The sequence below is a fragment of the Lentzea pudingi genome (assembly GCF_014646255.1).
Lineage (GTDB): Bacteria > Actinomycetota > Actinomycetes > Mycobacteriales > Pseudonocardiaceae > Lentzea > Lentzea pudingi.
In genome coordinates, this window is record NZ_BMNC01000018.1 from 87252 (window position 1) to 109925 (window position 22674).

22 protein-coding genes are annotated in these 22674 nt (G+C 68.0%); 12 read left to right on the forward strand and 10 right to left on the reverse strand.

Annotated elements, in window-relative coordinates:
• The first annotated feature begins 72 nt into the window (after positions 1–72).
• Positions 73–1275, forward strand: coding sequence for a metal-dependent hydrolase family protein (locus IEY88_RS37675; protein ID WP_189159703.1), 1203 nt, complete (start codon positions 73–75; stop codon positions 1273–1275).
• Between the two features lie 162 nt (positions 1276–1437).
• Here IEY88_RS37675 and IEY88_RS37680 read toward each other — a convergent pair whose 3' ends face one another.
• On the reverse strand, positions 1438–2442 hold the full coding sequence (locus tag IEY88_RS37680) for a TerC family protein (protein ID WP_189159704.1): 1005 nt from the start codon (positions 2440–2442) through the stop codon (positions 1438–1440).
• 358 nt (positions 2443–2800) lie between these two features.
• Between IEY88_RS37680 and IEY88_RS37685 the strand changes: the two genes are divergently transcribed.
• The 3 genes from IEY88_RS37685 to IEY88_RS37695 are packed head-to-tail and all read left to right on the forward strand — an operon-like array spanning position 2801 to position 6808.
• Entirely contained in the window at positions 2801–5644 is a 2844-nt protein-coding gene (locus tag IEY88_RS37685) for an alpha/beta fold hydrolase (RefSeq protein WP_189159705.1), read from the forward strand.
• Positions 5637–5885 carry a hypothetical protein gene (locus IEY88_RS37690; protein ID WP_189159706.1) on the forward strand — a complete coding sequence of 83 codons (249 nt, stop codon included), beginning with the start codon at positions 5637–5639 and terminating at the stop codon, positions 5883–5885. Before IEY88_RS37685 ends, IEY88_RS37690 begins: the two co-directional genes overlap by 8 nt.
• On the forward strand, positions 5882–6808 hold the full coding sequence (locus tag IEY88_RS37695; protein WP_189159707.1) for an ABC transporter permease: 927 nt from the start codon (positions 5882–5884) through the stop codon (positions 6806–6808). Before IEY88_RS37690 ends, IEY88_RS37695 begins: the two co-directional genes overlap by 4 nt.
• Here the strand turns inward: IEY88_RS37695 and IEY88_RS37700 are convergent, their stop codons facing one another.
• Positions 6809–7201, reverse strand: coding sequence for a VOC family protein (locus IEY88_RS37700; RefSeq protein WP_189159708.1), 393 nt, complete (start codon positions 7199–7201; stop codon positions 6809–6811).
• Between the two features lie 56 nt (positions 7202–7257).
• On the opposite strand from IEY88_RS37700, the gene IEY88_RS37705 reads away from it, so the two are divergent.
• Positions 7258–7638, forward strand: coding sequence for a VOC family protein (locus tag IEY88_RS37705; RefSeq protein ID WP_189159709.1), 381 nt, complete (start codon positions 7258–7260; stop codon positions 7636–7638).
• On the opposite strand, the gene IEY88_RS37710 is transcribed toward IEY88_RS37705, so the two are convergent.
• The 5 genes from IEY88_RS37710 to IEY88_RS37730 all read right to left on the reverse strand — a co-directional run bounded on the left by IEY88_RS37710 (position 7635) and on the right by IEY88_RS37730 (position 12625).
• Entirely contained in the window at positions 7635–7970 is a 336-nt protein-coding gene (locus tag IEY88_RS37710) for an MmcQ/YjbR family DNA-binding protein (protein WP_229694129.1), read from the reverse strand. The genes IEY88_RS37705 and IEY88_RS37710 overlap by 4 nt on opposite strands.
• Positions 7971–7993: 23 nt before the next feature.
• Positions 7994–8425 (reverse strand): MarR family winged helix-turn-helix transcriptional regulator, encoded by a 432-nt coding sequence (locus IEY88_RS37715; RefSeq protein WP_308426046.1) that lies wholly within the window; start codon positions 8423–8425, stop codon positions 7994–7996.
• 154 nt (positions 8426–8579) lie between these two features.
• Complete coding sequence (locus tag IEY88_RS37720) at positions 8580–9263, reverse strand: DUF6193 family natural product biosynthesis protein (protein ID WP_189159711.1); 684 nt, start codon at positions 9261–9263, stop codon at positions 8580–8582.
• Positions 9264–9293: 30 nt separating this feature from the next.
• Positions 9294–11456 (reverse strand): excinuclease ABC subunit UvrB, encoded by a 2163-nt coding sequence (gene uvrB / locus IEY88_RS37725; RefSeq protein ID WP_189159712.1) that lies wholly within the window; start codon positions 11454–11456, stop codon positions 9294–9296.
• 56 nt (positions 11457–11512) lie between these two features.
• Complete coding sequence (locus IEY88_RS37730) at positions 11513–12625, reverse strand: DUF5685 family protein (RefSeq protein WP_189159713.1); 1113 nt, start codon at positions 12623–12625, stop codon at positions 11513–11515.
• Positions 12626–12675: 50 nt separating this feature from the next.
• Here IEY88_RS37730 and IEY88_RS37735 point away from each other — a divergent pair, with 50 nt between their 5' ends.
• Both IEY88_RS37735 and IEY88_RS37740 read left to right on the forward strand, forming a co-directional pair.
• Complete coding sequence (locus tag IEY88_RS37735; protein ID WP_189159714.1) at positions 12676–13185, forward strand: ribonuclease FAU-1 family protein; 510 nt, start codon at positions 12676–12678, stop codon at positions 13183–13185.
• 88 nt (positions 13186–13273) lie between these two features.
• Positions 13274–13792, forward strand: a complete 519-nt coding sequence (locus IEY88_RS37740) for a ribonuclease FAU-1 family protein (protein WP_189159715.1) — start codon at positions 13274–13276, stop codon at positions 13790–13792.
• Here IEY88_RS37740 and coaE read toward each other — a convergent pair.
• The 3 genes from coaE to rpsA form a co-directional block, all read right to left on the reverse strand.
• Complete coding sequence (gene coaE / locus IEY88_RS37745; protein ID WP_189159716.1) at positions 13768–14916, reverse strand: dephospho-CoA kinase; 1149 nt, start codon at positions 14914–14916, stop codon at positions 13768–13770. The genes IEY88_RS37740 and coaE overlap by 25 nt on opposite strands.
• A 10-nt stretch (positions 14917–14926) precedes the next feature.
• The gene (locus tag IEY88_RS37750; protein WP_189159717.1) at positions 14927–15397 is read right to left on the reverse strand and encodes a hypothetical protein; all 471 of its coding nucleotides are present in this window, start codon (positions 15395–15397) and stop codon (positions 14927–14929) included.
• 647 nt (positions 15398–16044) lie between these two features.
• Entirely contained in the window at positions 16045–17535 is a 1491-nt protein-coding gene (gene rpsA, locus IEY88_RS37755; RefSeq protein ID WP_189159748.1) for a 30S ribosomal protein S1, read from the reverse strand.
• Positions 17536–17714: 179 nt separating this feature from the next.
• Between rpsA and IEY88_RS37760 the strand changes: the two genes are divergently transcribed.
• The 5 genes from IEY88_RS37760 (at position 17715) to IEY88_RS37780 (ending at position 22673) form a co-directional block, all read left to right on the forward strand.
• Positions 17715–18548, forward strand: a complete 834-nt coding sequence (locus IEY88_RS37760) for a class I SAM-dependent methyltransferase (protein WP_189159718.1) — start codon at positions 17715–17717, stop codon at positions 18546–18548.
• Between the two features lie 11 nt (positions 18549–18559).
• Positions 18560–19480, forward strand: coding sequence for a GNAT family N-acetyltransferase (locus tag IEY88_RS37765; protein ID WP_189159719.1), 921 nt, complete (start codon positions 18560–18562; stop codon positions 19478–19480).
• A gap of 78 nt (positions 19481–19558) precedes the next feature.
• On the forward strand, positions 19559–20188 hold the full coding sequence (locus tag IEY88_RS37770; protein ID WP_189159720.1) for an ATP-binding cassette domain-containing protein: 630 nt from the start codon (positions 19559–19561) through the stop codon (positions 20186–20188).
• Positions 20185–22101, forward strand: coding sequence for a YhgE/Pip domain-containing protein (locus tag IEY88_RS37775; protein WP_189159721.1), 1917 nt, complete (start codon positions 20185–20187; stop codon positions 22099–22101). The genes IEY88_RS37770 and IEY88_RS37775 overlap by 4 nt, the downstream gene beginning before the upstream one ends.
• A complete protein-coding gene (locus IEY88_RS37780; protein WP_093596830.1) occupies positions 22098–22673 on the forward strand; it encodes a TetR/AcrR family transcriptional regulator in 576 nt (191 codons plus the stop codon). Before IEY88_RS37775 ends, IEY88_RS37780 begins: the two co-directional genes overlap by 4 nt.
• The last annotated feature ends 1 nt before the right edge of the window (position 22674 follow it).

Consider the following 22674-nt stretch of genomic DNA (forward strand, 5'->3'; position numbering starts at 1 on the left):
AGGTTGTTAGCAACGCTCAGAGTTATTTGTTGACCGATCACAAAAATTGACTCGCCGCATAGATTCCCGCGTATGACGCGCATCGTGTTCTCTGGGGGCAAGGTCTTCACCGGCCGGGCGAGCGAGCCCGGCGACGTGGTGGTCGAGGGCGACCGCATCGTCGACGTCGGCATCGGACTCGACGGTGACACCGAGGTCGACGCGACCGGCCACACGATCCTGCCGGGCTTGTTCGACTGCCACGTGCACTTCATGTTCAGCGGCGCCGATCTGGTGCGGTCGCTGAACACGCCGTTCTCGCTGCCGTTCTACGAGGCGATCGGGAACATGCGGGCGACGCTGCGGTGCGGCATCACGACGGTCCGCGACGCTCTCGGCGCCGACCTCGGTGTCGCGGAGGCCGTGCGGCGCGGCCTGGTCCAGGGCCCGCGCATGCAGATCGCGGTCAACATGGTCTCGCAGACCGGCGGCCACAACGACGACTGGATGCAGTGCGGCGCCCACGTCTCACCGCCGCTGCACCCCGGCCTGCCGGACACCGTCGCCGACGGTCCCGAGGAGCTGCGCAAGGTCATCCGCACGCTCGTCCGCCACGGCGCCGACATCATCAAGATCGCGTCGAGCGGTGGCGTGATGTCCCCGCGCAGCAACCCCCGCCACGCGCACTTCCGCGACGAGGAGATCGCGATGATCGTGCAGGAGGCCAACGCCGCCGGCATCGCGGTCATGTCGCACGCCATGAGCGGCGACGGCATCCTCACGGCCGTGCGCAACGGAGTCCGGTCCATCGAGCACGGCGTGTTCCTCACCGACGAGGGCGTCGAGAAGATGCTCGAGAACGGCACGTGGCTGGTGCCGACGCTCATGGCACCGCGCATGGTGCTCGACCAGGCCGCCGCCGGCATGGCCATCTCGGACGTCATCCTCGACAAGGCCAAGGCCGTTGTGTCGCAACACTTCCAGTCGTTCCAGAAGGCCCACCAGGCCGGCGTGAAGATCGCGATGGGCACCGACTCCGGCGTCGGCCCGCACGGCGACAACCTCACCGAGCTGACGTTGATGACCGAGTACGGCATGTCGCCGGCCGAGGCGCTGCACGCGACCACGAAGTCCGCCGCCGCGCTCATGCGCCTCGAAAACGAACTCGGCGAGCTCGCACCAGGCAAGCTCGCCGATCTCGTACTCGTGGAGGGTGACGCCGAACAGCACGTGAAGGCCGGAACGCTGAAGCAGGCCGTCCGCGCCGTCTACCAGAACGGCGTCTCCCTGTTGTAACTAGTGGTGTGACCCGGAACGTCGGCGAGGTAATCCACGCTCAGCAGGGCACCTCGCGGCGCCGCCCCCACGCCCCCGTACAACCAGTACGAAGGCGTGGGGGCGACACCACGATGCACCCGTCTGACCGCAAATCCCCCGGCAACGTTCCGGGCCGCACCACTAGTGGTTGGCGTCCGCCCCGACGTGCTTCGCGGCCTCGGGGTGGCGCTTGACCTTCCACAGGCTGGCGATCGTCGTGATCGCCAGCACGCCGATGATCACCGAGAGCGAGACCTCGATGCCGATGGTCGGCACGTGGAAGGGCTCGCCGCCGTTGAGGAACGGCAGGTTGTTGGTGTGCAGGGCTTCCAGGATCAGCTTGACGCCGATGAAGCCGAGGATCACCGAGAGGCCGATCGACAGGTAGATGAGCTTCGCGAGCAGTCCGCCGAGCAGGAAGTACAGCTGGCGCAGGCCCATCAGCGCGAACGCGTTGGCCGTGAAGACCAGGAACGGTTCCTTGGTGAGGCCGAAGATCGCGGGGATCGAGTCGAGCGCGAAGAGCAGGTCGGTGGAGCCGATCGCGACCATCACGATGAACATCGGGGTCACGTAGCGCTTGCCGTCGATCTTGATGAACGAGTTCGAGCCGTGGTAGTCGTCGGTGACCGGGAAGACCTTGCGCACCATGCGGAGCATCAGGTTTTCCTTGTACTCCTCGTCCTCGTCGTGGTTCTCCCGCGCCAGCTGCCAGCCGGTGTAGATGAGGAACGCGCCGAAGATGAAGAAGACCCAGCTGAACTGGCTGATGAGCGCCGCGCCGGCCGCGATGAAGATGCCGCGCATGACGAGCGCGAGCAGGATGCCGATCAGCAGCACCTTGTGCTGGTGGATCGCGGGCACCTTGAACGTCGTCATGATGATCAAGAAGATGAAGAGGTTGTCTACGCTCAGCGAGTACTCGGTGATGTACCCGGCGAAGAACTCCGTGGCGTACTGCCCACCGGAGAAGTACCAGATGCCGAGGCCGAAGACGGCGGCCATCGCGACGTAGAAGATCACCCAGCGGGCTGCTTCACCGATCGTCACCTCATGGGGTTTCCGATCGACGATCACGAGGTCCACGGCCAGGAGAACGAGCAGACCACCGATCGTCGCGAGCCACATCCATGCGGGGACGTTCACAACCCAACCTCCGGGATTCTCAGCGCATGCCAGATAAACCCGGAGGTCTCCTCCGCCGCCGAGATGATCTCTCGAACGACCGACGGCACCGGGAGCTCCATGCCGAGCTCCGTACTGACGACACCGCCGCTTAGGGAGTACTCCCCTCCATGCTGCGTCAATATTGTGCTCTACGAAGAGCGGTTAGCGCCACACAGGGTGAGCAGACCCACGCAACCAGGTGCGATGGGAATACGCAGCGTGTCGTTCGGGTTGGAACCGACCACTACCTGAAGGCGCGCTGAAGATCCACTGATGCTGAGACCGCGACCGGATCCCGACAGGCCGTTCTCAGCAAAACTCGCATATCGTCAACGTCGTGTCCCGCCTCTCCCGCCTTCGCGGCAGGTGGACGATCCCCGCATTGATCGTGGTACTCGCCCTCGTCGCAGGTGGCGTGTACTTCACTCGATCCGGAGACGACCCTGTTGCCGTTTCCTTCAAAGAAGCGAACATCGACGCACCCGAGAGCCCTGACAGCGCTCAGACGGTGACGATCGAGACCCGCCTCTACCTCCCCCAGCAGACGCCCGCACCCGCGATCATGCTCGCGCACGGTTTCGGCGGCAGCCTCCGCAGCGTGCACACGCAGGCCGAGGAGTTCGCACGGCGCGGTTTCGTCGTGCTGACGTGGTCCGCGCGCGGTTTCGGCCGCAGCACGGGCCAGATCGCGCTGAACTCCGTCGACCGCGAGGTCCGCGACGCGCAGAAGCTCCTCGACTTCCTCGGCACACGTGACGAGGTGGAGAAGGACAGCGGCGGCGACCCCCGCGTGGGCGTGACAGGCGCGTCGTACGGCGGTGCGCTGTCACTGCTGCTCGCGGGCGTCGACAAGCGCGTCGACACGATCGTCCCCGTCATCACGTACAACGACCTCGCCCAGTCGCTGCTGCCGAACTCGGCGCTGGCGACCCCGCGAGCGGACACCACCCCGTCCGCCACCGCGTTCGGCGAGGACGGCGTGTTCAAGCGTTCGTGGGCGGGCATCTTCTTCTCGGCGGGCATGACGTCGATCGACCTCTCGTCGCCCACGGGTGAAGCGCCCGAGCAGGGCGAGCGGGAGTCGAACCAGAACTCCGGCCAGGCGCCGCAGGCGCCGGGAGGCAACTCCGGGGCCCAGGGCCTGCAGCCGCCCACGCCGTCCTTGGGCGCGTGCGGCCGCTTCACCCCCGAGGTCTGCACCGCCTACACCGAGGTCGCCACGACGGGCCGCGCCTCGCAGCAGACGCTCGACCTGCTGCGCAAGTCGTCCCCCGTCGCCGTGGCGGACCAGATCAAGCAGCCGACGATGCTGGTGCAGGGCGAGCAGGACACCCTGTTCGGCCTCGACCAGTCCGACGCCACCGCGCGGCAGATCGCCGCGGCGGGCGGCCAGGTCAAGATGGTCTGGTACGCGGGCGGCCACGACGGCGGCAACCCCGGCACCGCGCTGCGCGGCGAGATCGCCGACTGGATGGACTTCCACCTGCGCGGCAGGGGGACCGACCCCGGCACCGGCTTCGAGTACACGGTGCAGGGCGCGTTCCGCTCGTCCGGTCAGCCGTCGCTGCGCACGGTCGTGGCGCCGTCGTACCCCGGCCTCGCGCAGGGCTCGCCGACCGAGCGCAAGACGCTGAAGCTCACCGGACGCGAGCAGGTCGTCGTGAACCCGGCGGGTGGGAACCCCGCGTCGGTCAGCAACCTGCCGGGCCTCGGTTCGGCGCTGGCGCGGTCGTCGGCGATCTCGTCGCGGCTGTCGCTCGACATGCCCGGCCAGGCCGCCGTGTTCACCTCGGAGGAGCTGACCTCGCAGGTCCTGCTGACCGGGTCGTCGACGGTGAAGCTGAAGGTCGCGCGCGGTGACCAGACCTCCGGCGAGGCGATCCTGTTCGCGAAGCTCTACGACGTCTCCAAGGACGGCACCCGCACGCTGCCGGGCTCGATCGTCGCGCCGTTCCGCGTGGCGCTGCCGCCGGACGGTTCCGCCGCCGAGGTGACCGTGACGCTGCCGGGCGCGGTGCGTCCGGTGGAGAGCGAGCACAAGCTGGCTCTCGTGGTGTCGACGACGGACCAGGCGTTCGCGAACGCCGAGCAGCCCGCCGCGTACCGCATCTCGCTGGCGTCCGACGAGATCTCGGTGCCCGTGGTGCCCGGTCGCAACGTCACCGAGGGCTTCCCGACGGAAGCCCTGTGGGGCATCGTGATCGCGCTGCTCGTGCTGATCGGCTCCGGCGTCATCGCGATGTTCCGCCGCCGCATGGCGCAGGACTCGGACCCGGACCTCGCGGACGTCCCGCTGGTCATCTCGAACCTCACGAAGGCCTACCCCGGCGGCGTGAAGGCGGTGACGGACCTGTCGTTCCGCGTGGAGCACGGCATGGTCCTCGGTCTGCTCGGCCCCAACGGCGCCGGCAAGACCACGACGCTGCGCATGGTGATGGGCCTGATTCACCCGTCCGAGGGTCACATCCGGGTCTTCGGCCACAAGGTCGTGCCGGGCGCTCCGGTGCTGTCGCGCATCGGTTCGTTCGTCGAGGGTTCCGGCTTCCTGCCGCACCTCTCCGGCGCCGCGAACCTGCGCCTGTACTGGGCGGCGACGGGCAGGCCGCTCGACGAGGCGCACGTCGAGGAGGCGCTGGAGATCGCGGGCCTCGGCAAGGCGGTGCACCGCCGCGTGCGCACGTACAGCCAGGGCATGCGCCAGCGGCTGGCGATCGCGCAGGCGATGCTCGGCCTCCCGGACCTGCTGATCCTGGACGAGCCGGCCAACGGCCTCGACCCGCCCCAGATCCACCAGATGCGCGAGGTCCTGCGCCGCTACGCCGCGGCGGGCCGCACGGTCGTCGTGTCGTCGCACCTGCTGGCCGAGGTGGAGCAGACCTGTTCGCACGTGGTCGTGATGCACAAGGGCCAGCTCGTCGCCGCCGGCGAGGTGTCCGACATCGCGGCGGGAGGCGGCGAGGCGACGTTCCGCGTCGACTCCCCCTCGAAGGCAGCCGATGTCCTGCGGGGCCTCGAAGGCGTGCACGACGTGCACGAGGACGACGGTGCCGTGCACGCGTCGATGAACGGCGTCCCGCGCGCCGCCGCACTGACTGCTCTCGTGGCGGCCGGCGTGGCGGTGGACCAGGCGGGTCCGCGACGCAGGCTGGAAGACGCGTTCTTGGAGCTGGTCGGTGAATGACTTCCTGACGGCAGCGGCGTCCGCGACGGACGCCCAGGCCGAGGCAGAGGTCCCCTCGTCGAGCGAGCGCACGTTGCTCGCCGGCGAAGGGGGACCCCTTGACTTGATTATCCCAGTCGGCACCGACAGTTCCGGCGCCGAACAGCCGCCCGCGGCCACAGGTTCGCCATCGGTGAAAACCGTGCTCACGGCGAACCCCAACCGCACGAAGGCACCGATCCGTCAGGAGGTGGACCGATGAACGAGAACGGCGTCCACACCGACCCCGGCGCGCTCAACGACCTCACCGACGCAGCCGCCGCGCAGCACACCAAGGTGGCACCGGACGGCTCGTCGGCCGGGTACAAGGCGCGCCGCACGCTCCGCATCCACGTGGAGCTGCAACGGCAGATCCGCCGCCGCAGGACCCAGCTCGTGCTGGGCTTCCTGGTGCTGCTGCCGTTCATCCTCGCGGCGAGCTTCGAGATCGGCCAGTCCGACCCGAACCGCCGCTCCGGCGGCTTCGTGGACCTCGCGACCGCCAGCGGCATCAACTTCGTGGTGCTCACGCTGTTCGTGAGCAGCAGCTTCCTGCTGCCGATGATCGTGGCGCTGTTCTTCGGCGACACGATCGCGTCCGAAGCGTCGTGGTCGAGCCTCAAGTACCTGCTCGCCGCACCGATCCCGAGGCACCGCCTGCTGCGTCAGAAGGCCATCAGCAGCGGCATCCTCAGCGTCTTCGCCCTGACCCTGCTCCCCGCAGTGGCCCTGGGCGTCGGCGTGGCCTGGTACGGCGCCGGTGAGGTCGTGAGCCCGACCGGTGAGGCGGCCCCGTTCGCCGACGGCGTGCTCGGCATGGCGCTCGCCGTCGTCTACATCTCGATCAACCTGTTCTGGGTCGCGGGCCTCGCGATGTTCCTGTCCGTGTCCACCGACGCGCCTCTCGGCGCGGTCGGCGGCACGGTGCTCGTCTCGATCGTGTCGCAGATCCTCGACCAGATCGAGCCGCTCGGGGACCTGCGCAACTACCTGCCGACGCACTACGCGATGGCGTGGGCCGACCTGCTCTCGACCGACATCGACTGGTCGGAGATGACCCGCGGCACGTTCTCCGCACTCGTCTACGGCGGCGTCTTCACGCTGCTCGCGGCGCGTGTGTTCAAGACGAAGGACATCACCAGCTAGTCACTGCACGCAGAACTCGTTGCCCTCGGGGTCGAGCATCACGACCCAGTGGCCCTTGTTGTCGTTGAACTCCTGGACCTTCGTGGCACCAAGGGAAACGAGCCGATCAACCGCCTCCAGCCCGGCGTTCACGTCGAGGTGGAGGCGGTTTTTCGCTGTCTTGCCCTCGGGCACGCGCTGGAAGAAGAACCGCGGGCCGGCGCCCTCGGGATCGATGATCGCCGAGTAGTCGTTGACCGACTCGAACGGGATGCCGTTCTTGACCGCGAAGTCCTCCCACGAGTCGAACCCGGGAGGGGGTGGCTGCACGACGTAACCGAGTGCCTCAGCCCAGAAAGCAGCCAGCTTGCCGGGGTCCGCCGCGTCCATCGTGACCTGGATTCCGATTGCCATGCCGCCACGGTAGAGACCAATGCGGACAACCACTGTCCGGAGTAGCGTGCCGTCTCATGTCACGTCCTGTGCACTTCGAGATCCACGCCGCAGATCCCGAGCGGGCGCGGAACTTCTACACCTCGGTCTTCGGCTGGAAGATCGAACAGTGGGGCGACATCCCCTACTGGACCATCGTCACCGGCGACGAAGACCAGCCCGGCGTCAACGGCGGCCTGCTGCCCCGCCGCGGCCCGGATCCGGAGCCGGACGCGCCGGTCCACGGTTACGTCATGACGATCAGCGTGGCCGACATCGACGTCACCATAGCCGCGATCGAGGTCAACGGCGGCACGGTCGCGCTGCCCAAGGACAAGATGCCCGGAGTGGGCCTGCTCGCCTACTACAAGGACACCGAGAACAACATCTTCGGCATCATCCAGCCGGAAGACCGCTAGACAGCGGGCCGTTTGCCCTTGGGCAGCCGTGCGACGACGGCGTCGTAGGAGCCGTCGACCAGTTCCAGCAGGTCGTCGTCGGGCACGGCTCCCTTGAGGGCGATGGTGTTCCACCCGTACCGGCCGATGTAGCCGCTCACCGTGACGTCAGAGGGAAAGCGCTCTCGCCACACCGCGGCGGCCTCGGCGTCGGTGCCGCACTTCAGACCGACGGTGTGCACGTCGAGGCCGATGAAGGCGAACGCCTTCCCGCCGACCTTGCACACCAGTTCGGCCTCGCCCCACGGATACGTCTCCTCCGCGCCGGGCTTGCCGGCGCAGTAGACGATCAACTCGTCAAGTGTCACAACAGAAACTAGCGCGCGCCGAACACCGCGACAAAACGAGTGAGCAGCCGGGCGAACTCCACCCGCTCCTCCTCGTTCCAGTCCGCCATCGCGACGGCACAGGCACTCTGCCGAGCCCGGTGCAGCTCAGCGGACGTGGCCCGGCCCCGAGGCGTCCGCACGAGCAACACCCGCCGCCCGTCGGCCTTGTCGGCGACCCGAGCAACCAAGCCGGCGTCGACGGCACTGGTGACGAGCTTGCTGGCCCGAGGCTGGTCGACGTGCAAAGCCAAGGCAACACTGGAAACCGTGGCCTGGGCCCCAGTCCGCTCAGCCGTCTCCACGACGTCGAGCACGTCGAAGGCCGGTACGGCCAACTCGGCCAGGGCCCTACGAGACTGACTGCGCCGCACAGCGATCAGCGCCTGCTCCACCGCGGCGAGGTGGGAGTCCACATCCACCCCGAGATCATGGCCGCCCGGGGCCCTGACGAAAGCAGTCCGCGCACATCTCACCCCAGAGGGCGATTTACGGCGGGCGCGCAAATCGTTATGTGGTCTCAAGGACTACGCACCGCACACGTCGATCTAACTCAATGCGACACGACCCACTCCACTATGGACAGGCGGATCCCGGCGACGGTGACGGAACGCCGAGACGGTCCAGCTCGGCCACGCACACCCGCACCGCTTCGGCGGCGTCGTAGTCGACGTCGACGCGATCCGGGTAACGGACCCCGGTCACCGAGAACCGTCCATCACCGAGCGCACGAACCCACGGCCCGTCCCACCGGTGGGCGTCCGGGGCGACCTTGAACGACATCCACCAGTGCGACGTGAACGGGTACAAGCGCCGCAACCTCGGCTCCCGCATCGCCGCCTCGATGAACTCACCCAGGCCGTGCTGCCCCAGGGCACGGTCCATCTGCCAGATGAACTCAAGCCGATCGCCGTTCTCGAACGCGTCGGCGACGGCGACGAAATCGGCGAACGACGGCCAGGCAGCGGCCAGCTCCCGTGCTGTGGCCCCGCCGAGCCACAGCGCCACCGAGCCGGTGAACTCGGCCAGGTCGGTCGTGGTGAGATAAGCCAGGCTGGCCTTCCGCAGGACGTATCGAATGCGGAACTGGCGCTGCTGGCGCCACAGACTCACGCGCACGGAGCGGTCGCCTTGGGTCACCGTGGCCGTCAGAGCTCCCGGGAAGGTCTCCAGCTCGATGTCGCCACCGGGACACGCCTCCCGGAGCACGATCTCCAGACCACCCGCGTCGACCACGTGCTGGCACAGCGATCTCCCCATGCTGCCCAAGCTACGTGCGTAATTCAGCCGTCATTTGACCCCCGCGGCGTCCATGCCCCTGAGCTCTTTCTTCAGGTCCTGGATCTCGTCGCGCAGCCGAGCCGCCAGCTCGAACTGCAGATCGCGGGCGGCGTTCATCATCTGGTCCGACAGCGACTGCACCAGGTCCGCCAGCTCCGACCGGGCCATCCCTGCCCGCTCGTGCGACGCGACCACGCCCGAGGACCGGCCGCCTTCTCCGGTGGCTCGCTTGCCCCGGGACTGGTTTCGCCCGGACCCGCCGACCGGGACCTCGTCCTCGATCTCGGAGTACACCGCCTCCAGGATGTCGGTGATCTTCTTCCGCAGCGGCTGCGGATCGATCCCGCGCTCGGTGTTGTACGCGACCTGCTTCTCGCGCCGCCGGTTGGTCTCCTCGATCGCGTGCCGCATCGAGTCGGTGATCCGGTCCGCGTACATGTGGACCTCACCGGACACGTTGCGAGCGGCGCGGCCGATCGTCTGCACCAGCGACGTGCCCGAGCGCAGGAAGCCTTCCTTGTCCGCGTCCAGGATCGCCACCAGCGACACCTCGGGGAGGTCGAGGCCCTCCCGCAGCAGGTTGATGCCGATCAGCACGTCGAACTCGCCGAGCCGGAGCTGCCGAAGCAGCTCGACGCGGCGCAGGGTGTCGACCTCGGAGTGCAGGTACCGGACCCGGATCCCCAGCTCCAGCAGGTAGTCCGTCAGGTCCTCCGCCATCTTCTTGGTCAGCGTGGTGACCAGCACCCGCTCGTCGCGCTCGGCCCGCTCGCGGATCGAGTGCACCAGGTCGTCGATCTGGCCCTCGGTCGGCTTCACGACGACCTCGGGGTCGACGAGGCCGGTCGGCCGGATGACCTGCTCGACGAACTCGCCGCCGGCCTGGCCCATCTCGTACGGGCCCGGGGTGGCCGACAGATAGACGACCTGGCCGATCCGGTCGGCGAACTCCTCCCACGTCAGCGGGCGGTTGTCGAGCGCGGAGGGCAGGCGGAAGCCGTGCTCCACGAGGTTGCGCTTGCGGGACGCGTCGCCCTCGTACATGCCGCCGATCTGCGGCACCGTCACGTGCGACTCGTCGATGACCATCAGGAAGTCGTCCGGGAAGTAGTCGATCAGCGTCGCCGGTGCCGTGCCCGCCCCGCGGCCGTCGATGTGGCGCGAGTAGTTCTCGATGCCGTTGCAGAACCCGACCTGCTTCATCATCTCCAGGTCGTACTGGGTGCGCATGCGCAGGCGCTGGGCCTCGAGCAGCTTGCCCTGGCGCTCCATCTGGGCGAGCGACGTCTCCAGCTCGGCCTCGATGTCGCGGATCGCGCGCTCCATGCGCTCCGGGCCCGCCACGTAGTGCGTCGCGGGGAAGATCCGCAGCTCGGAGACCTCCTTCACCACGTCGCCGGTGAGGGGATGCAGGTAGTAGAGCTTGTCGATCTCGTCGCCGAAGAACTCGACGCGGACCGCGAGCTCCTCGTAGGACGGGATGATCTCGACCGTGTCGCCGCGCACGCGGAACGAGCCGCGGGTGAACGACATGTCGTTGCGCGTGTACTGGACGTCGACCAGCAGGCGCAGGAACGCGTCGCGGTCGACCTCCACGCCCGTCTCCAGCTGGATCGAGCGGTCGAGGTAAGACTGGGGCGTGCCCAGGCCGTAGATGCACGACACCGACGCGACCACGATGACGTCGCGCCTGGTCAGCAGCGACATCGTGGCCGAGTGGCGCAGGCGCTCCACGTCCTCGTTGATCGAGGAGTCCTTCTCGATGTACGTGTCCGTCTGCGGGATGTACGCCTCGGGCTGGTAGTAGTCGTAGTAGCTGACGAAGTACTCCACCGCGTTGTGCGGGAAGAGCTCCTTCAGCTCGTTCGCCAGCTGGGCGGCCAGCGTCTTGTTCGGCGCCATCACCAGCGTGGGGCGCTGCAGCTTCTCGACCAGCCACGCCGTCGTCGCCGACTTGCCGGTACCGGTGGCGCCCAGCAGCACCACGTCGCGCTCACCGGAGCGCACGCGGCGTTCGAGGTCGGCGATCGCAGCCGGCTGGTCGCCTGCCGGCTGGTACTCGCTGACCACGCGGAACTGCCCGTCGGTGCGGACGATGTCGCCGACGGGACGGTGCTCGGAGTGCGCCTTGACGGTGCTTTCCTCTGGCGGGAGCTCGGTTGCGAAAGCCACGGGAAGCACGTTACGCCGAGGGTCTGACAATTTCCGATTACGCCTGGTCAGAGCCCCTAATCGCAGGGGCAGCAGCAACAGTCGCAGCAGTTGCCGTCGCAGTTCGGACCGCAGTCCCCGCCGTCGCACCCGTCCCGCCGCTTGTCGCTCCACGGGCCGGGGAACGGGTCGCGGCAGCAGAACTGGCACGTGCCGCACATGTAGAGGAACGCCCCGCACCCCTCGAAGCACCCGCGCGGCTGCCGCTGCCAGTTCAGCCTCGGGTACGCCCACAGCCCGCTGCCCGGATCCGACCAGCGGGGCTTGCCCGGCGGGTACTCGTGCCGCTTGCGCTTGCCGAAGACCCGGACGACCGACTCCTCCAGCTCGTGCACCATCAGCTTGTGCACGAGGCGCGAGTCGGTGAACTCCACCTCGGCGAGAGCCAGCCTGACCCCCGCCACGGCGTCCAGGCACAGCCGGTGCGCCTCGGCGACGGACGTCCCGGTGGACAGCAGCGGGTTCCACGCCCCCGAGGCCCTGTCCTCCTCCAGGTCCTCCGCGGCGTCGATGAGGTGCGCGACCCGCCCGAACAGCCGCCCTACCTCGCGCAACGGCTCGGTGTTCTGCGGCCTCCCGGCGATCACAGCGGTCTGCGCGAAGGCGAACCCCGTCGCGGTCTCGGTCGGCTCGGTGACCACGAGCACGGAACTGCCCAGCCCGGCTCCGGCCTCCACCTCGGGCTGCCGCCGGACCGCGTCCACCATCACCGACGCGTCGAACCCGAGGCCGGAGGCCGTCTCCAGGCCCTTGGCGGCCCAGCGCCGCGCCACCACCCGTCCCGCCCACGGCACCCGGCCCGCGAGCCCGTCGCCGTCGTCCATGTGGTCCTGGATCTTCAACGACGCCAGCACCAGCGACACCGACGCCGCGAGCCGCGCCCCGTCACCGATGGCCACGTCCGCGGACTTCATGCCGCGCAGCGCACACGGCCCGGCGGTCCGCCGCGAAACGCCGGACTGCGCCTCCACCACGGCCGAGATCATCAGCCCGTCGTAGTTGGTGACGAGGCGCGCGAGATGACCGTGCTCGTCGCGCAACGACAGGCACATTCCACAAAGGTGTGAGAGCCACGAGGACCGCAGCTCAGCGCCCAACCTGTTGCGACAGGGGCGGATGATCCCGAACATGCGCGGCATCCTAAGTGGCCGCGGCGCCCGGCGATGGCAGTATCGCGGACGTGGCACACATCCATCCGCCGAAGATCGAGTACTTCGACCTGGACGCCAAGAGCAACACCGACCCCAAGGGGCAGCTGAGGAGCGTCGACGAGTTCCGGCTCACGCCGACGGGCCTCTACATGTTCCGGCCGCTCGCCGGGCATCCGAAGATCAGCCACTTCGAGAGCTGGTTCCTGCCCAAGCTCAACCTCCGCGTGACCCGCCAGTCGTGGCACCCCGGTCATCGGCTCGACTTCGACTTCTACGTCGACGTCGTGGAGATCAACGCGATCGGCAGCGTCTGGAAGACGACCGATATGTACCTCGACCTGATAGTCCGAACGGGCCACAGCGTGACCGTTCTGGACACGGATGAGTTGATCTCCGCGGTTCAGCACGAGTTTCTCTCCCCGCAACGTGCGCAACGGGCGCTGGAAACCACCTACTCGGCGGTGTCCGGCATTTCAGCGCACGGTCACGATGTGGTCAGGTGGCTCACCTATTCGGGTTGTCCCACGACCTGGCGTTGATATACAGAGAGTGTTCGTCACCTGACCGTGACGTAACAAATCGACCCGGCGTGTAACTGGGAGCACATATTTGACTACGCTCGGCGGCGTGGGAGCGGTCACTACACCTCAGTTGGTCGATGTCGTCGACACCATTTCGGGCGTGCGCTCGTATTCGTCGGGTGGCTCGCGAACTCTCAGTTCGTGCTATGTCGAACGGTGGGGTCTGCGAATCGAGCATCCCACCCCGGAAGACCCGTTCTCGGATTCCGAGGTCACCTGGCTGATGCCCGAACTGGGCCTGCGCCTGACCACCTACCGCCCGCGTTCCCGGCACGCGCGCAGCAGCCCGAGCGTGCTGTCGGCGGTGCGGGTCGAACGCGACCACCGCCACTGGCAGACCACCGACCTGCTGCTGGGACTGGCCGTCCCCGGCGGCACCACGGCCCGCATCGTGCGCAGCGAGGACTTCGCCGCCGCCGTCGCGGGCCGCGTGCTGCGACCGGGCGACGCCGACCAGGCGCTGCGCACGGTCCACCGCACCCTCGAAGAGCTGAGCAACGTCAACCACAACCTGACGTCGTGGCTGACGTGGCAGGGCATCTACGACTCCTGGCCGCCCCTGTAGGCCTCGACGCGCCGCACGGCCGCCTCCATCCAGGGTTCCTTCGCCTCACCGTAGGCGAAGCCGCCGGCGTCGCCAGCGAACCGTTGTGACAGCTCGATCTTGAGATCCGCGTACTCCTCCCGCGCCCCGGCGTCGTTCCGCAGCCAGTCCCGGAAGTCGACGGCCCACCGCCAGTTCGCGGCACCCTCGACCCGCAGGTGCAGGTTCACCCGCCGCCCGGGATCGGCCCCGGCGTGCACCCGCTTGCTCCAGTCACCCTCACCCCGAGGCGTGTCCTCGTACGGCCCCACGTACGGAAACCCGGCCTGCCCCAACGCTTCCCGCAGGTCGTCAGCGGTCTCCATGTCCTCAACGGCAAGCTGGAAGTCGAGCACGTCCTTCGCCGCGAGCCCAGGCACAGAGGTCGACCCGATGTGCTCAACGTGCCGCCCACCTGCAGCCAAGCTGATCCGCCGGGCAATCCGCCGAGCCTGCGCGGGCCACCGCCCGTCGTAGGGCACCACAATCGGCGCCCCGGACGCGTACGCCCCTGACCGCAGGTTCTTCTCGAACCCCACCAACCGATCCCACAGCCCAGTGACGTCCGGAACCTCACCACTGTTGTCGAGCCACACGTCCGCAACGGCCGCCCGCTGCTCATCAGTCGCCTGAGCGGCAATGCGCTTCTCAGCGTCCTGCCGATCCATCCCCCGGCTCGTCACGAGCCGCTCCAGCCGCGTGGCTGAGTCCGCAAAGACGACGATCACCAGGTGGTACACGGCCGCCATGTCCCGCTCCACCAGCAGGGGGATGTCGTGCACGACGATGGCGTCCTCAGGAGCCTCGGCCATCCGCTGCCCGGTCAGCGCACCGATACGAGGATGCGTGATCCCGTTGAGCGTCTGCCGAGCCTCCTCGGAAGCAAACGCCTTGGCAGCCAACGCAGCCCGGTCAAGCGAGCCGTCAGCCTGAAGCACATCCTCACCGAACGCCTTGACGACCTCGGCAAGCCCGTCACTGCCAGGCTCGAGAACCTCACGCGCCAACTTGTCCGCGTCGATCACAACGGCGCCGTTCTCCACGAGCAACCGCGCGATCGTCGACTTCCCGGACCCGATTCCCCCGGTCAACCCCACCCTGAGCATGCCGGTCAGATTAGACCGGAGGCGTCATGGACTGCGCGGCCAGCACAGGAAGGATCGCGATGAGCTTCTCCTTGGGGATGAAGTTGTTCCTGTTGCGCACCACGAACGTCGACTTCCCCAGGGACCCGATGAGCAACTGCTCGTCCTTGCCCTCGACCAACGTCCCCTTCTGCTTGCCGACGTCGACCTCGGAGACCTTCGCCCCCGCAGCCCGCTCAGCCTCAACACTCTCCGAGACACGAGTACGAGCCGTCAGATCGTCCGTGTACGTAGACAACCCAATGACGATCTTGGCATCCAGGAGCCCCTTCTTCTCGGGAATCCCGTAGTAGCAGTCGATCTTCCCGGTCCGCCCGATCCCGGGCTCCTTGATCCCGATGATGATCCGAGGCTCCCCAGGCAACTCCTGCCCGATGGCCGAGTTCATGACATCAACGGACACCACGAGCTCACAGTCGTCCGGCAACGCCCGATCCACCATCACCGGCACCCGAGAGGGAACCGTGGAAGGGGTGATCCGAGGAATCTGCGGCGGCGGCGCCTGAGTCTGCGGCACGGCAGAAGAGCAGGCAGTGCAGACCACCAGCACACCCGCACCCAGTGCGACGAAGAACCTGTTCCCACGCATAGGTTTGCCAACCTACACAACGAGGTTCGGCCTCCACCACAGAGTGAACGGGTAGACCGACCACACGCAAGCGACGCCGCAGGCGAGCAGTCCGTCTTTCGTCTTTAGCAAGCGCACTGGGCGGTGGGGTCCCATCACGAGTCGCGCCATAGCACTTGCTGCATGCCTGAAGGGTGTCAACTCGACACGCTTTTCGTCGAGTTGACACCCCTCCAGGCATGTGGCCCGCTCTTGGCTCGGCTCGTGATGGGACCCCACCGCCAACGCAACCCAGCTACGCAACCGGCAGCCGCTCAAAGCAACAGGCGTGCCATCTACCCGCAGGCAGCGCGGGCCCCCTGATCAGATTGCCGGGGGTCTGGGGGCAGAGCCCCCAGGGGAACCGCGCAACCGCCACCCGCCAACCCAACAGGGGAACGCATCCCAACAGACGCGCCAACAACAAAGACCCCCACACCCAAACTCGGGTGCAGGGGCCTTCGAAGGGTCTAACCAGCGACTCACATACCGCCGGACAGCTTCTCCCGCAGAGCAGCAAGCTGCTCGTCAGAAGCCAGCGTGCCACCGGACTGAGCCGGCGCGCCAACGGAAGCGGAAGGAGCGTCGCCACCGGAGGTGTAGTTGCCCGCACCCTCGGCCGAAGCCTCTTCCTCGGCCTCGGCGGCCTTGCGGATCTGCTTCATGTGGGCCTCGTAACGAGTGTGCGCCTCGGCGTACTGGCGCTCCCACTCCTCACGCTGCTTGTCGAAGCCCTCGCCCCACTCCTGCGACTCCGGGTCGAAGCCCTCGGGGTAGATGTAGTTGCCCTGGTCGTCGTACTCGGCGGCCATGCCGTACTGGGTCGGGTCGAACTCGGAGTCGACCGTGAAGCCCTCGTTGGCCTGCTTGAGCGACAGCGAGATGCGGCGACGGTCGAGGTCGATGTCGATGACCTTGACCATGACGTCGTCGCCGACCTGCACGACCTGTTCCGGGATCTCGACGTGGCGCTCGGCCAGCTCGGAGATGTGGACCAGGCCCTCGATGCCCTCGTCCACGCGGACGAACGCACCGAACGGAACCAGCTTCGTGACCTTGCCCGGCACGATCTGACCGATCGCGTGGGTGCGGGCGAACTGGCGCCACGGGTCTTCCTGCGTGGCCTTCAGCGACAGGGAGACGCGCTCGCGCTCCATGTCGACGTCGAGGACCTCGACGGTGACTTCCTGGCCGACCTCGACAACCTCGGACGGGTGGTCGATGTGCTTCCAGGACAGCTCCGAGACGTGGACGAGACCGTCGACGCCACCCAGGTCCACGAAGGCACCGAAGTTGACGATCGAGGACACGACGCCCTTGCGGACCTGGCCCTTCTGCAGCTGGTTGAGGAACTCGCTGCGGACCTCGGACTGGGTCTGCTCGAGCCACGCGCGGCGGGACAGGACCACGTTGTTGCGGTTCTTGTCCAGCTCGATGATCTTCGCCTCGAGCTCACGGCCGACGTACGGCTGGAGGTCGCGGACGCGACGCATCTCGACGAGCGAGGCGGGGAGGAAGCCGCGGAGGCCGATGTCGAGGATGAGACCACCCTTGACGACCTCGATGACCGTGCCCTTGACGGGCTCGTCCTTCTCCTTGAGGGCCTCGATGGTGCCCCACGCGCGCTCGTACTGGGCGCGCTTCTTGGAGAGGATCAGACGGCCTTCCTTGTCCTCCTTCTGGAGAACAAGTGCCTCGACCTCGTCACCGACCTTGACGACCTCGTTGGGGTCGACGTCGTGCTTGATCGACAGTTCGCGCGAGGGGATGACGCCCTCGGTCTTGTAGCCGATGTCGAGCAGGACCTCGTCCCGGTCGACCTTGACGATCGTGCCCTCAACGATGTCGCCATCGTTGAAGTACTTGATCGTCTTGTCGATAGCTGCGAGGAAGTCCTCCTCCGTCCCGATGTCGTTGATCGCGACCTGCTTGGGAGCAGCGGCAACGGGGGCGGTGGTGGTGTCGGTGGACATTAGGTAGGTGGCTCCGGTACGGATTGGCATCGATGGCTTGGTAGTGGTGCGCGCGCAGCGTCGCAGCGACCTGGAATCCGGCGGGTCTGGATCATGGGCAGCACTAACCCACTACGCACGCGATATCGTACGCGGCCGCGAGACGCGCAAGCAAACCAGCCCCCATGTGAAGGAGCAGTGTGTCCAACCAGCACGCGAGCGCGGAACAAGCGCTCGGCACCGCCGGCATCGTCAAGCGGGGGGCGGACGCCGCCGAGTCGAGGGTGGCGAACCGGATCTGGTGGGACGCGGACGCCGACGACTACCACCGGACGCACGGCGACTTCCTCGGTGCGGCCGACTTCGTGTGGTGCCCGGAGGGGCTGCGCGAACAGGATGCCCGGTTCCTGGGCGAAATCGCTGGTCAGCGCATCTTGGAGGTCGGCTGCGGCAGCGCCATGTGCGCCCGTTGGCTCAAGGACCACAAGGCCGACGTCGCCGCCTTCGACATCTCCGAGGGCATGCTCCGCCACGCCCGCCACGCCAACGCCGAGACCGGCATCGACGTGCCGCTCGTGCAGGCCAGCGCGGACCAGCTGCCGTTCCGGGACGACTCGTTCGACGCCGCGTGCTCCGCGTTCGGCGCCGTCCCCTTCGCGGCGGACGTCCAGGAGGTCTTCGGCGAACTCGCCCGCGTGCTCCGGCCCGGCGCGCCCTGGGTGTTCGCGGTCAACCACCCGATGAGGTGGATCTTCCCCGACGACCCGGGCCCGCTCGGCCTCACCGTCACGCAGTCGTACTTCGACCGCACGCCCTACGTGGAGGTCGACGAGGAGGGCAAGGCCACCTACGTCGAGCACCACCGCACCCTCGGCGACTACGTCCGCGCCCTCACGAACACCGGTTTCGTGCTCGAGGACCTGGTCGAGCCCGAGTGGCCGAAGGGCCACACCCGCAACTGGGGCCAGTGGAGCCCCCTGCGCGGCAAGCTCTTCCCCGGCACCGCGATCTTCCGGACCCGCCTGACGTCGTAACCTCAACGGCCATGACCTCGGCACGCGGACTAGTGGCGGCCCAGTCAGCCCGTTTCGCCTCTCTGGACCCGTTGCTCCCGCCCGCCACCGAACCGCCCGCGGACGGCCACGTCATCACGGCGGCGCTGGCGGACGGCACGCGCGTGGCCGGGGTCGTCAGCCACCAGAGCTTCGAGCCGCACACGACCACGCGGCTGTGGTCGGCGGCGGAGGTGTGGGAGATGCTGCCGCTGGTCGGCGGCACACAGGGCATGGAAGCGCTGCTCACGCGCTTCCGCCGGCACCTCGACACGCAGGAGCTCCACGAGGACACGGCGTGCGTCGTGCACTGGCCGAGCCGCGACACGAAGGCCGCACGGGCGTTCCTCGACCACGGCCTGGTGCCGCTGTCCGTGCTCGCCGTGCGCCTGCGCACCCCGACGCAGCACATCTCCCGCACGCTCACGATCCGCCGTGCGACCCCGCACGACCTGGAGACCGTGCTGGAGCTGTCGCTCGCCGAACTGGAGTACTCCTCCTACGTCGGCTCCACGATCGTGCGCCCGAACGCGGCGCACGTGAAGCGACGCGCTCTCACCGAACGTCTCAAGAACGCCGGCCCGATCTGGCTCGCCGAACGCGACGGCATCGCGGTGGCGCTCGCCGAGTGCGCGGTCGTCTCGTCGGAACCCGGCACGATGGCGGCCGCACGGCTCCCTCAGGGCCGCTGGGGCTATGTGAACTGCGTCTCGGTGCTCCCCGGCGCCCGCGGCACGGGCATCGGCCAGCAGCTCCTCGCCCACGCCCACCAGGAGCTGCACCGCATGGGCACGGTCGGCACGTACCTCTACTACAACCCGCCGAACCCGCTGAGCAGCGTCTTCTGGCCGCGCCAGGGCTACCGGCCGCTGTGGACCGTCTGGGAAGTACGCCCCGCGTCCGCCCTTAGGTGACCTATGTCCGAGTTGCCAGTGGCAGCGGACTGCGGGAGAATTTGTACTGACCGGTCAGTTTAAACGGAAGGTAAAGCCGTGGAGATCCACGCCAGTCGCGCAGGCGTCAACGGGGGCCATGGTCCCCTGCTCCGGCCAACTTCGCTGACCGTGAAGCCCGGCGAGCTGACCCTGGTCGCGGGTGAGCCCGGCGCCGGTCACACGGCCCTCGCCCTCCTCCTCTCCGGTCGCATGAAGCCTTCGACGGGCACCGTGTCCCCGGACGCGAAGACGCTGCGCAAGCGCGTCGTGCTCGTCGACGCCCCTGAGGTGAACGAACCGGAAGAGGCGCTGACGCTGTCCGCCGTCGTAGGCGAGGAGCTCGCGATGAACGGCATGCCCTCCGGCAAGAAGGCAGTGCACGACTGGTTGGTGGAGCACGCCGCCGATGAACACGCGGACAAGCGCTTCGAGCACGTGCCGGCGCAGACGCGGTGCGCCGTGATGCTCGACCTGGCCGCCGCCCGCCCCGGCGTCACGGCGCTGATCCTCGACTGCCCCGACCGCTACCACCCCAACCCGCGCGAGTGGCTCGCACTGGCCCACGACCACGTGACCCCCGAACGGTCCGTCGTCGTCCTGTGCTCGAACTCCTCGGCTCACATCCTCGACATCCCGCACGCGCGCCTTGGTGAGGACAACGACACCAAGATGGAGATCACCGCATGAGCGCCCTTCGCATGGCCTTCAACGAGATCCGCCGGGTCACCTCCGGCAAGCTCCCCAAGCTCGCCGTCCTGGCCCTGGCACTCGTGCCGCTGCTGTACGCGTCGCTCTACCTGTACGCCAACAAGGACCCGTACGCGAACCTGAACCACGTCCCCGCCGCGCTGGTCGTGAAGGACAAGGGCGCCAAGGACCTCAACGCGGGCAAGGACGTCGCGGACGAGCTGCTGAAGGGCCAGAAGTTCAACTGGAAGGTCGTCGACGAGGCTGACGAGGGCGTGCGCAAGGGCGAGTACATCTTCGCCCTGACCCTGCCGGAGGACTTCTCCGAGGCGCTCACGTCCGCGGAGCAGAACAAGCCGCGCCAGGGCGTGCTGACCCTGACCACCAACGACGCCAACAACTACCTGGGTTCCACGATCGCGAACCAGGTCGTCTCCGAGGTGCGCCGCGCCGTCACGGCGAAGGTCTCCACCGAGGCCGCCGACAAGCTGCTGCTCGGCTTCTCCACGATCCGCCAGGAGACCACCAAGGCCGTCGACGGCGCGAAGCAGCTCGCGGACGGCAGCGCGACGCTGCGCGACAAGATCGGCGAGCTCGACACCGGCGTCCAGCAGCTCTCCACGGGCGCGGTGACGGCGGCCAACGGCGCCGCGCAGCTCCGTGACGGCACGCACGAACTCCGCTCCCAGACGGCGGCACTGCCCGACGGCGCCAAGAAGATCGCCGACGGCGCCCGCCAGGTCGCGACCGGCAACGAGACCGCGGCGACCCAGGCCGAGGAGTACGCGAAGAAGGCCCAGGCACTCGTCGGCGTGCTCGACCAGGCCAACGGCGACATCGCGACCCGCTTGCGCGCCTTGGGTTTCACCGAGGAGCAGGTGCAGAACGTGTTGACCACGCTCGGTCAGGTCCGCAAGCCCGTCGACGACGCCAACGGCAAGGTCCAGGGCGCCGCGGGTGATCTCCGCAAGCTCGCGACCGGCGCGGACCAGGTGGCCGCCGGCGCCGAGCAGCTCTCGTCCAAGATGCCCGGCCTGGTCGCGGGCGTCGGCAGGCTCGACGACGGCGCGACGAAGCTCGCCGACGGCAACGCCCAGCTCCGCGACGGCCTGCAGAAGGCCGCGACGGGCACCCCGCAGCTCAAAGATGGTGCCGCGAAACTCGCCGACGGTTCAAAGCAGCTGTACGACGGCCTGTCCGGTGGCGTCGACAAGATCCCGAACCAGGACGACCCGACGCGTGCCGCGATCGCGCAGGCGATCGGTGACCCGGTGGCGGTGCGCGGCCTGTCCCAGACGAAGGCCGCCACGTACGGCGCGGGCCTCGCCCCGTTCTTCCTCGGCCTCGCGACCTGGATCGGCGCGTTCGTGCTCTTCCTGCTGCTGCGCCCGCTCTCACGCCGTGCGCTCGCTGCCGGCCAGTCAGCTCTGCGCGTCGCGTTGGGAGGCTGGCTTCCCGGTGCGCTGCTGGGCATCGTGCAGGTGTTCGTGATGTTCACGGTCGTACGGTTCGTGGTCGACATCGAGCCGTCGAACCCCTTCGGCACGTTCGGGTTCCTCGCACTGATGTCACTGACGTTCGTGGCGATCCTGCACGCGCTGAACGCCGCGTTCGGTGCCGTCGGCAAGTTCCTCGGCCTGATCCTGCTGATCCTCCAGCTGGTCAGCGCGGGTGGCACCTTCCCGTGGCAGACGATCCCCGTGCCGCTGTACCCGCTGCACTACGGCCTGCCGATGGGCTATGCGGTCGACGGTCTGCGCCACCTCATGTACGGCGGTGACCTCGGCAGCGTCGGAAAGGACGCTCTGATCCTTCTCGCCTGGCTGGTCGGAGCCCTAGCCTTGTCGTCCGTGGCGGCCTACAAGCAGCGCGTGTGGACAGCGTCCAAGCTCAAGCCGGAGCTGGTGCTGTGAGCGCCCGGACGACGGCGACCAAGCAGAAGCTCTTCGACGCGGCGTTGAAGCTGGTCGGCGAACGGGGCGCGGCCTCGGTGACGGTCGACGAGATCGCCGCGGAGGCGGGTGTCGCGAAGGGCACGATCTACTACAACTTCGCCTCGAAGGACGCCCTGGTCGAAGCTCTGCTGCACCACGGCGTGGAGATCCTCGCGGGCCGGCTGCGGTCCGCGGAGGGCTCCGAGGACTCGCTGGAGGCGCTGGTCGACGAGATGCTCGGCTTCTGGGCCGAGTACCCGGCGTTCGGCCAGCTGCTCGTCTCGGAGCTGTGGCGCACGCCAGGCCAATGGCACGGCACTCTCTCGTTGCTGCGCGACGACATCGTGTCGATCGTGCGCGGTCAGATGAAGCGCCTGTCCGACGCGGGCCGCCTGCCCGACGGGGTCGAGGTCGGCACCGCGTCGGCGGCGTTGTTCGGCACGTTGCTCGTGATCGCCCTGGACTGGCAGGTGTTCCAGCCGGAACGGTCACGGGCGGAGGTGCGCGAGTCGGTCATGCTGCTGGTGCGAGGGATGCGTTCGGCCCGCTGAC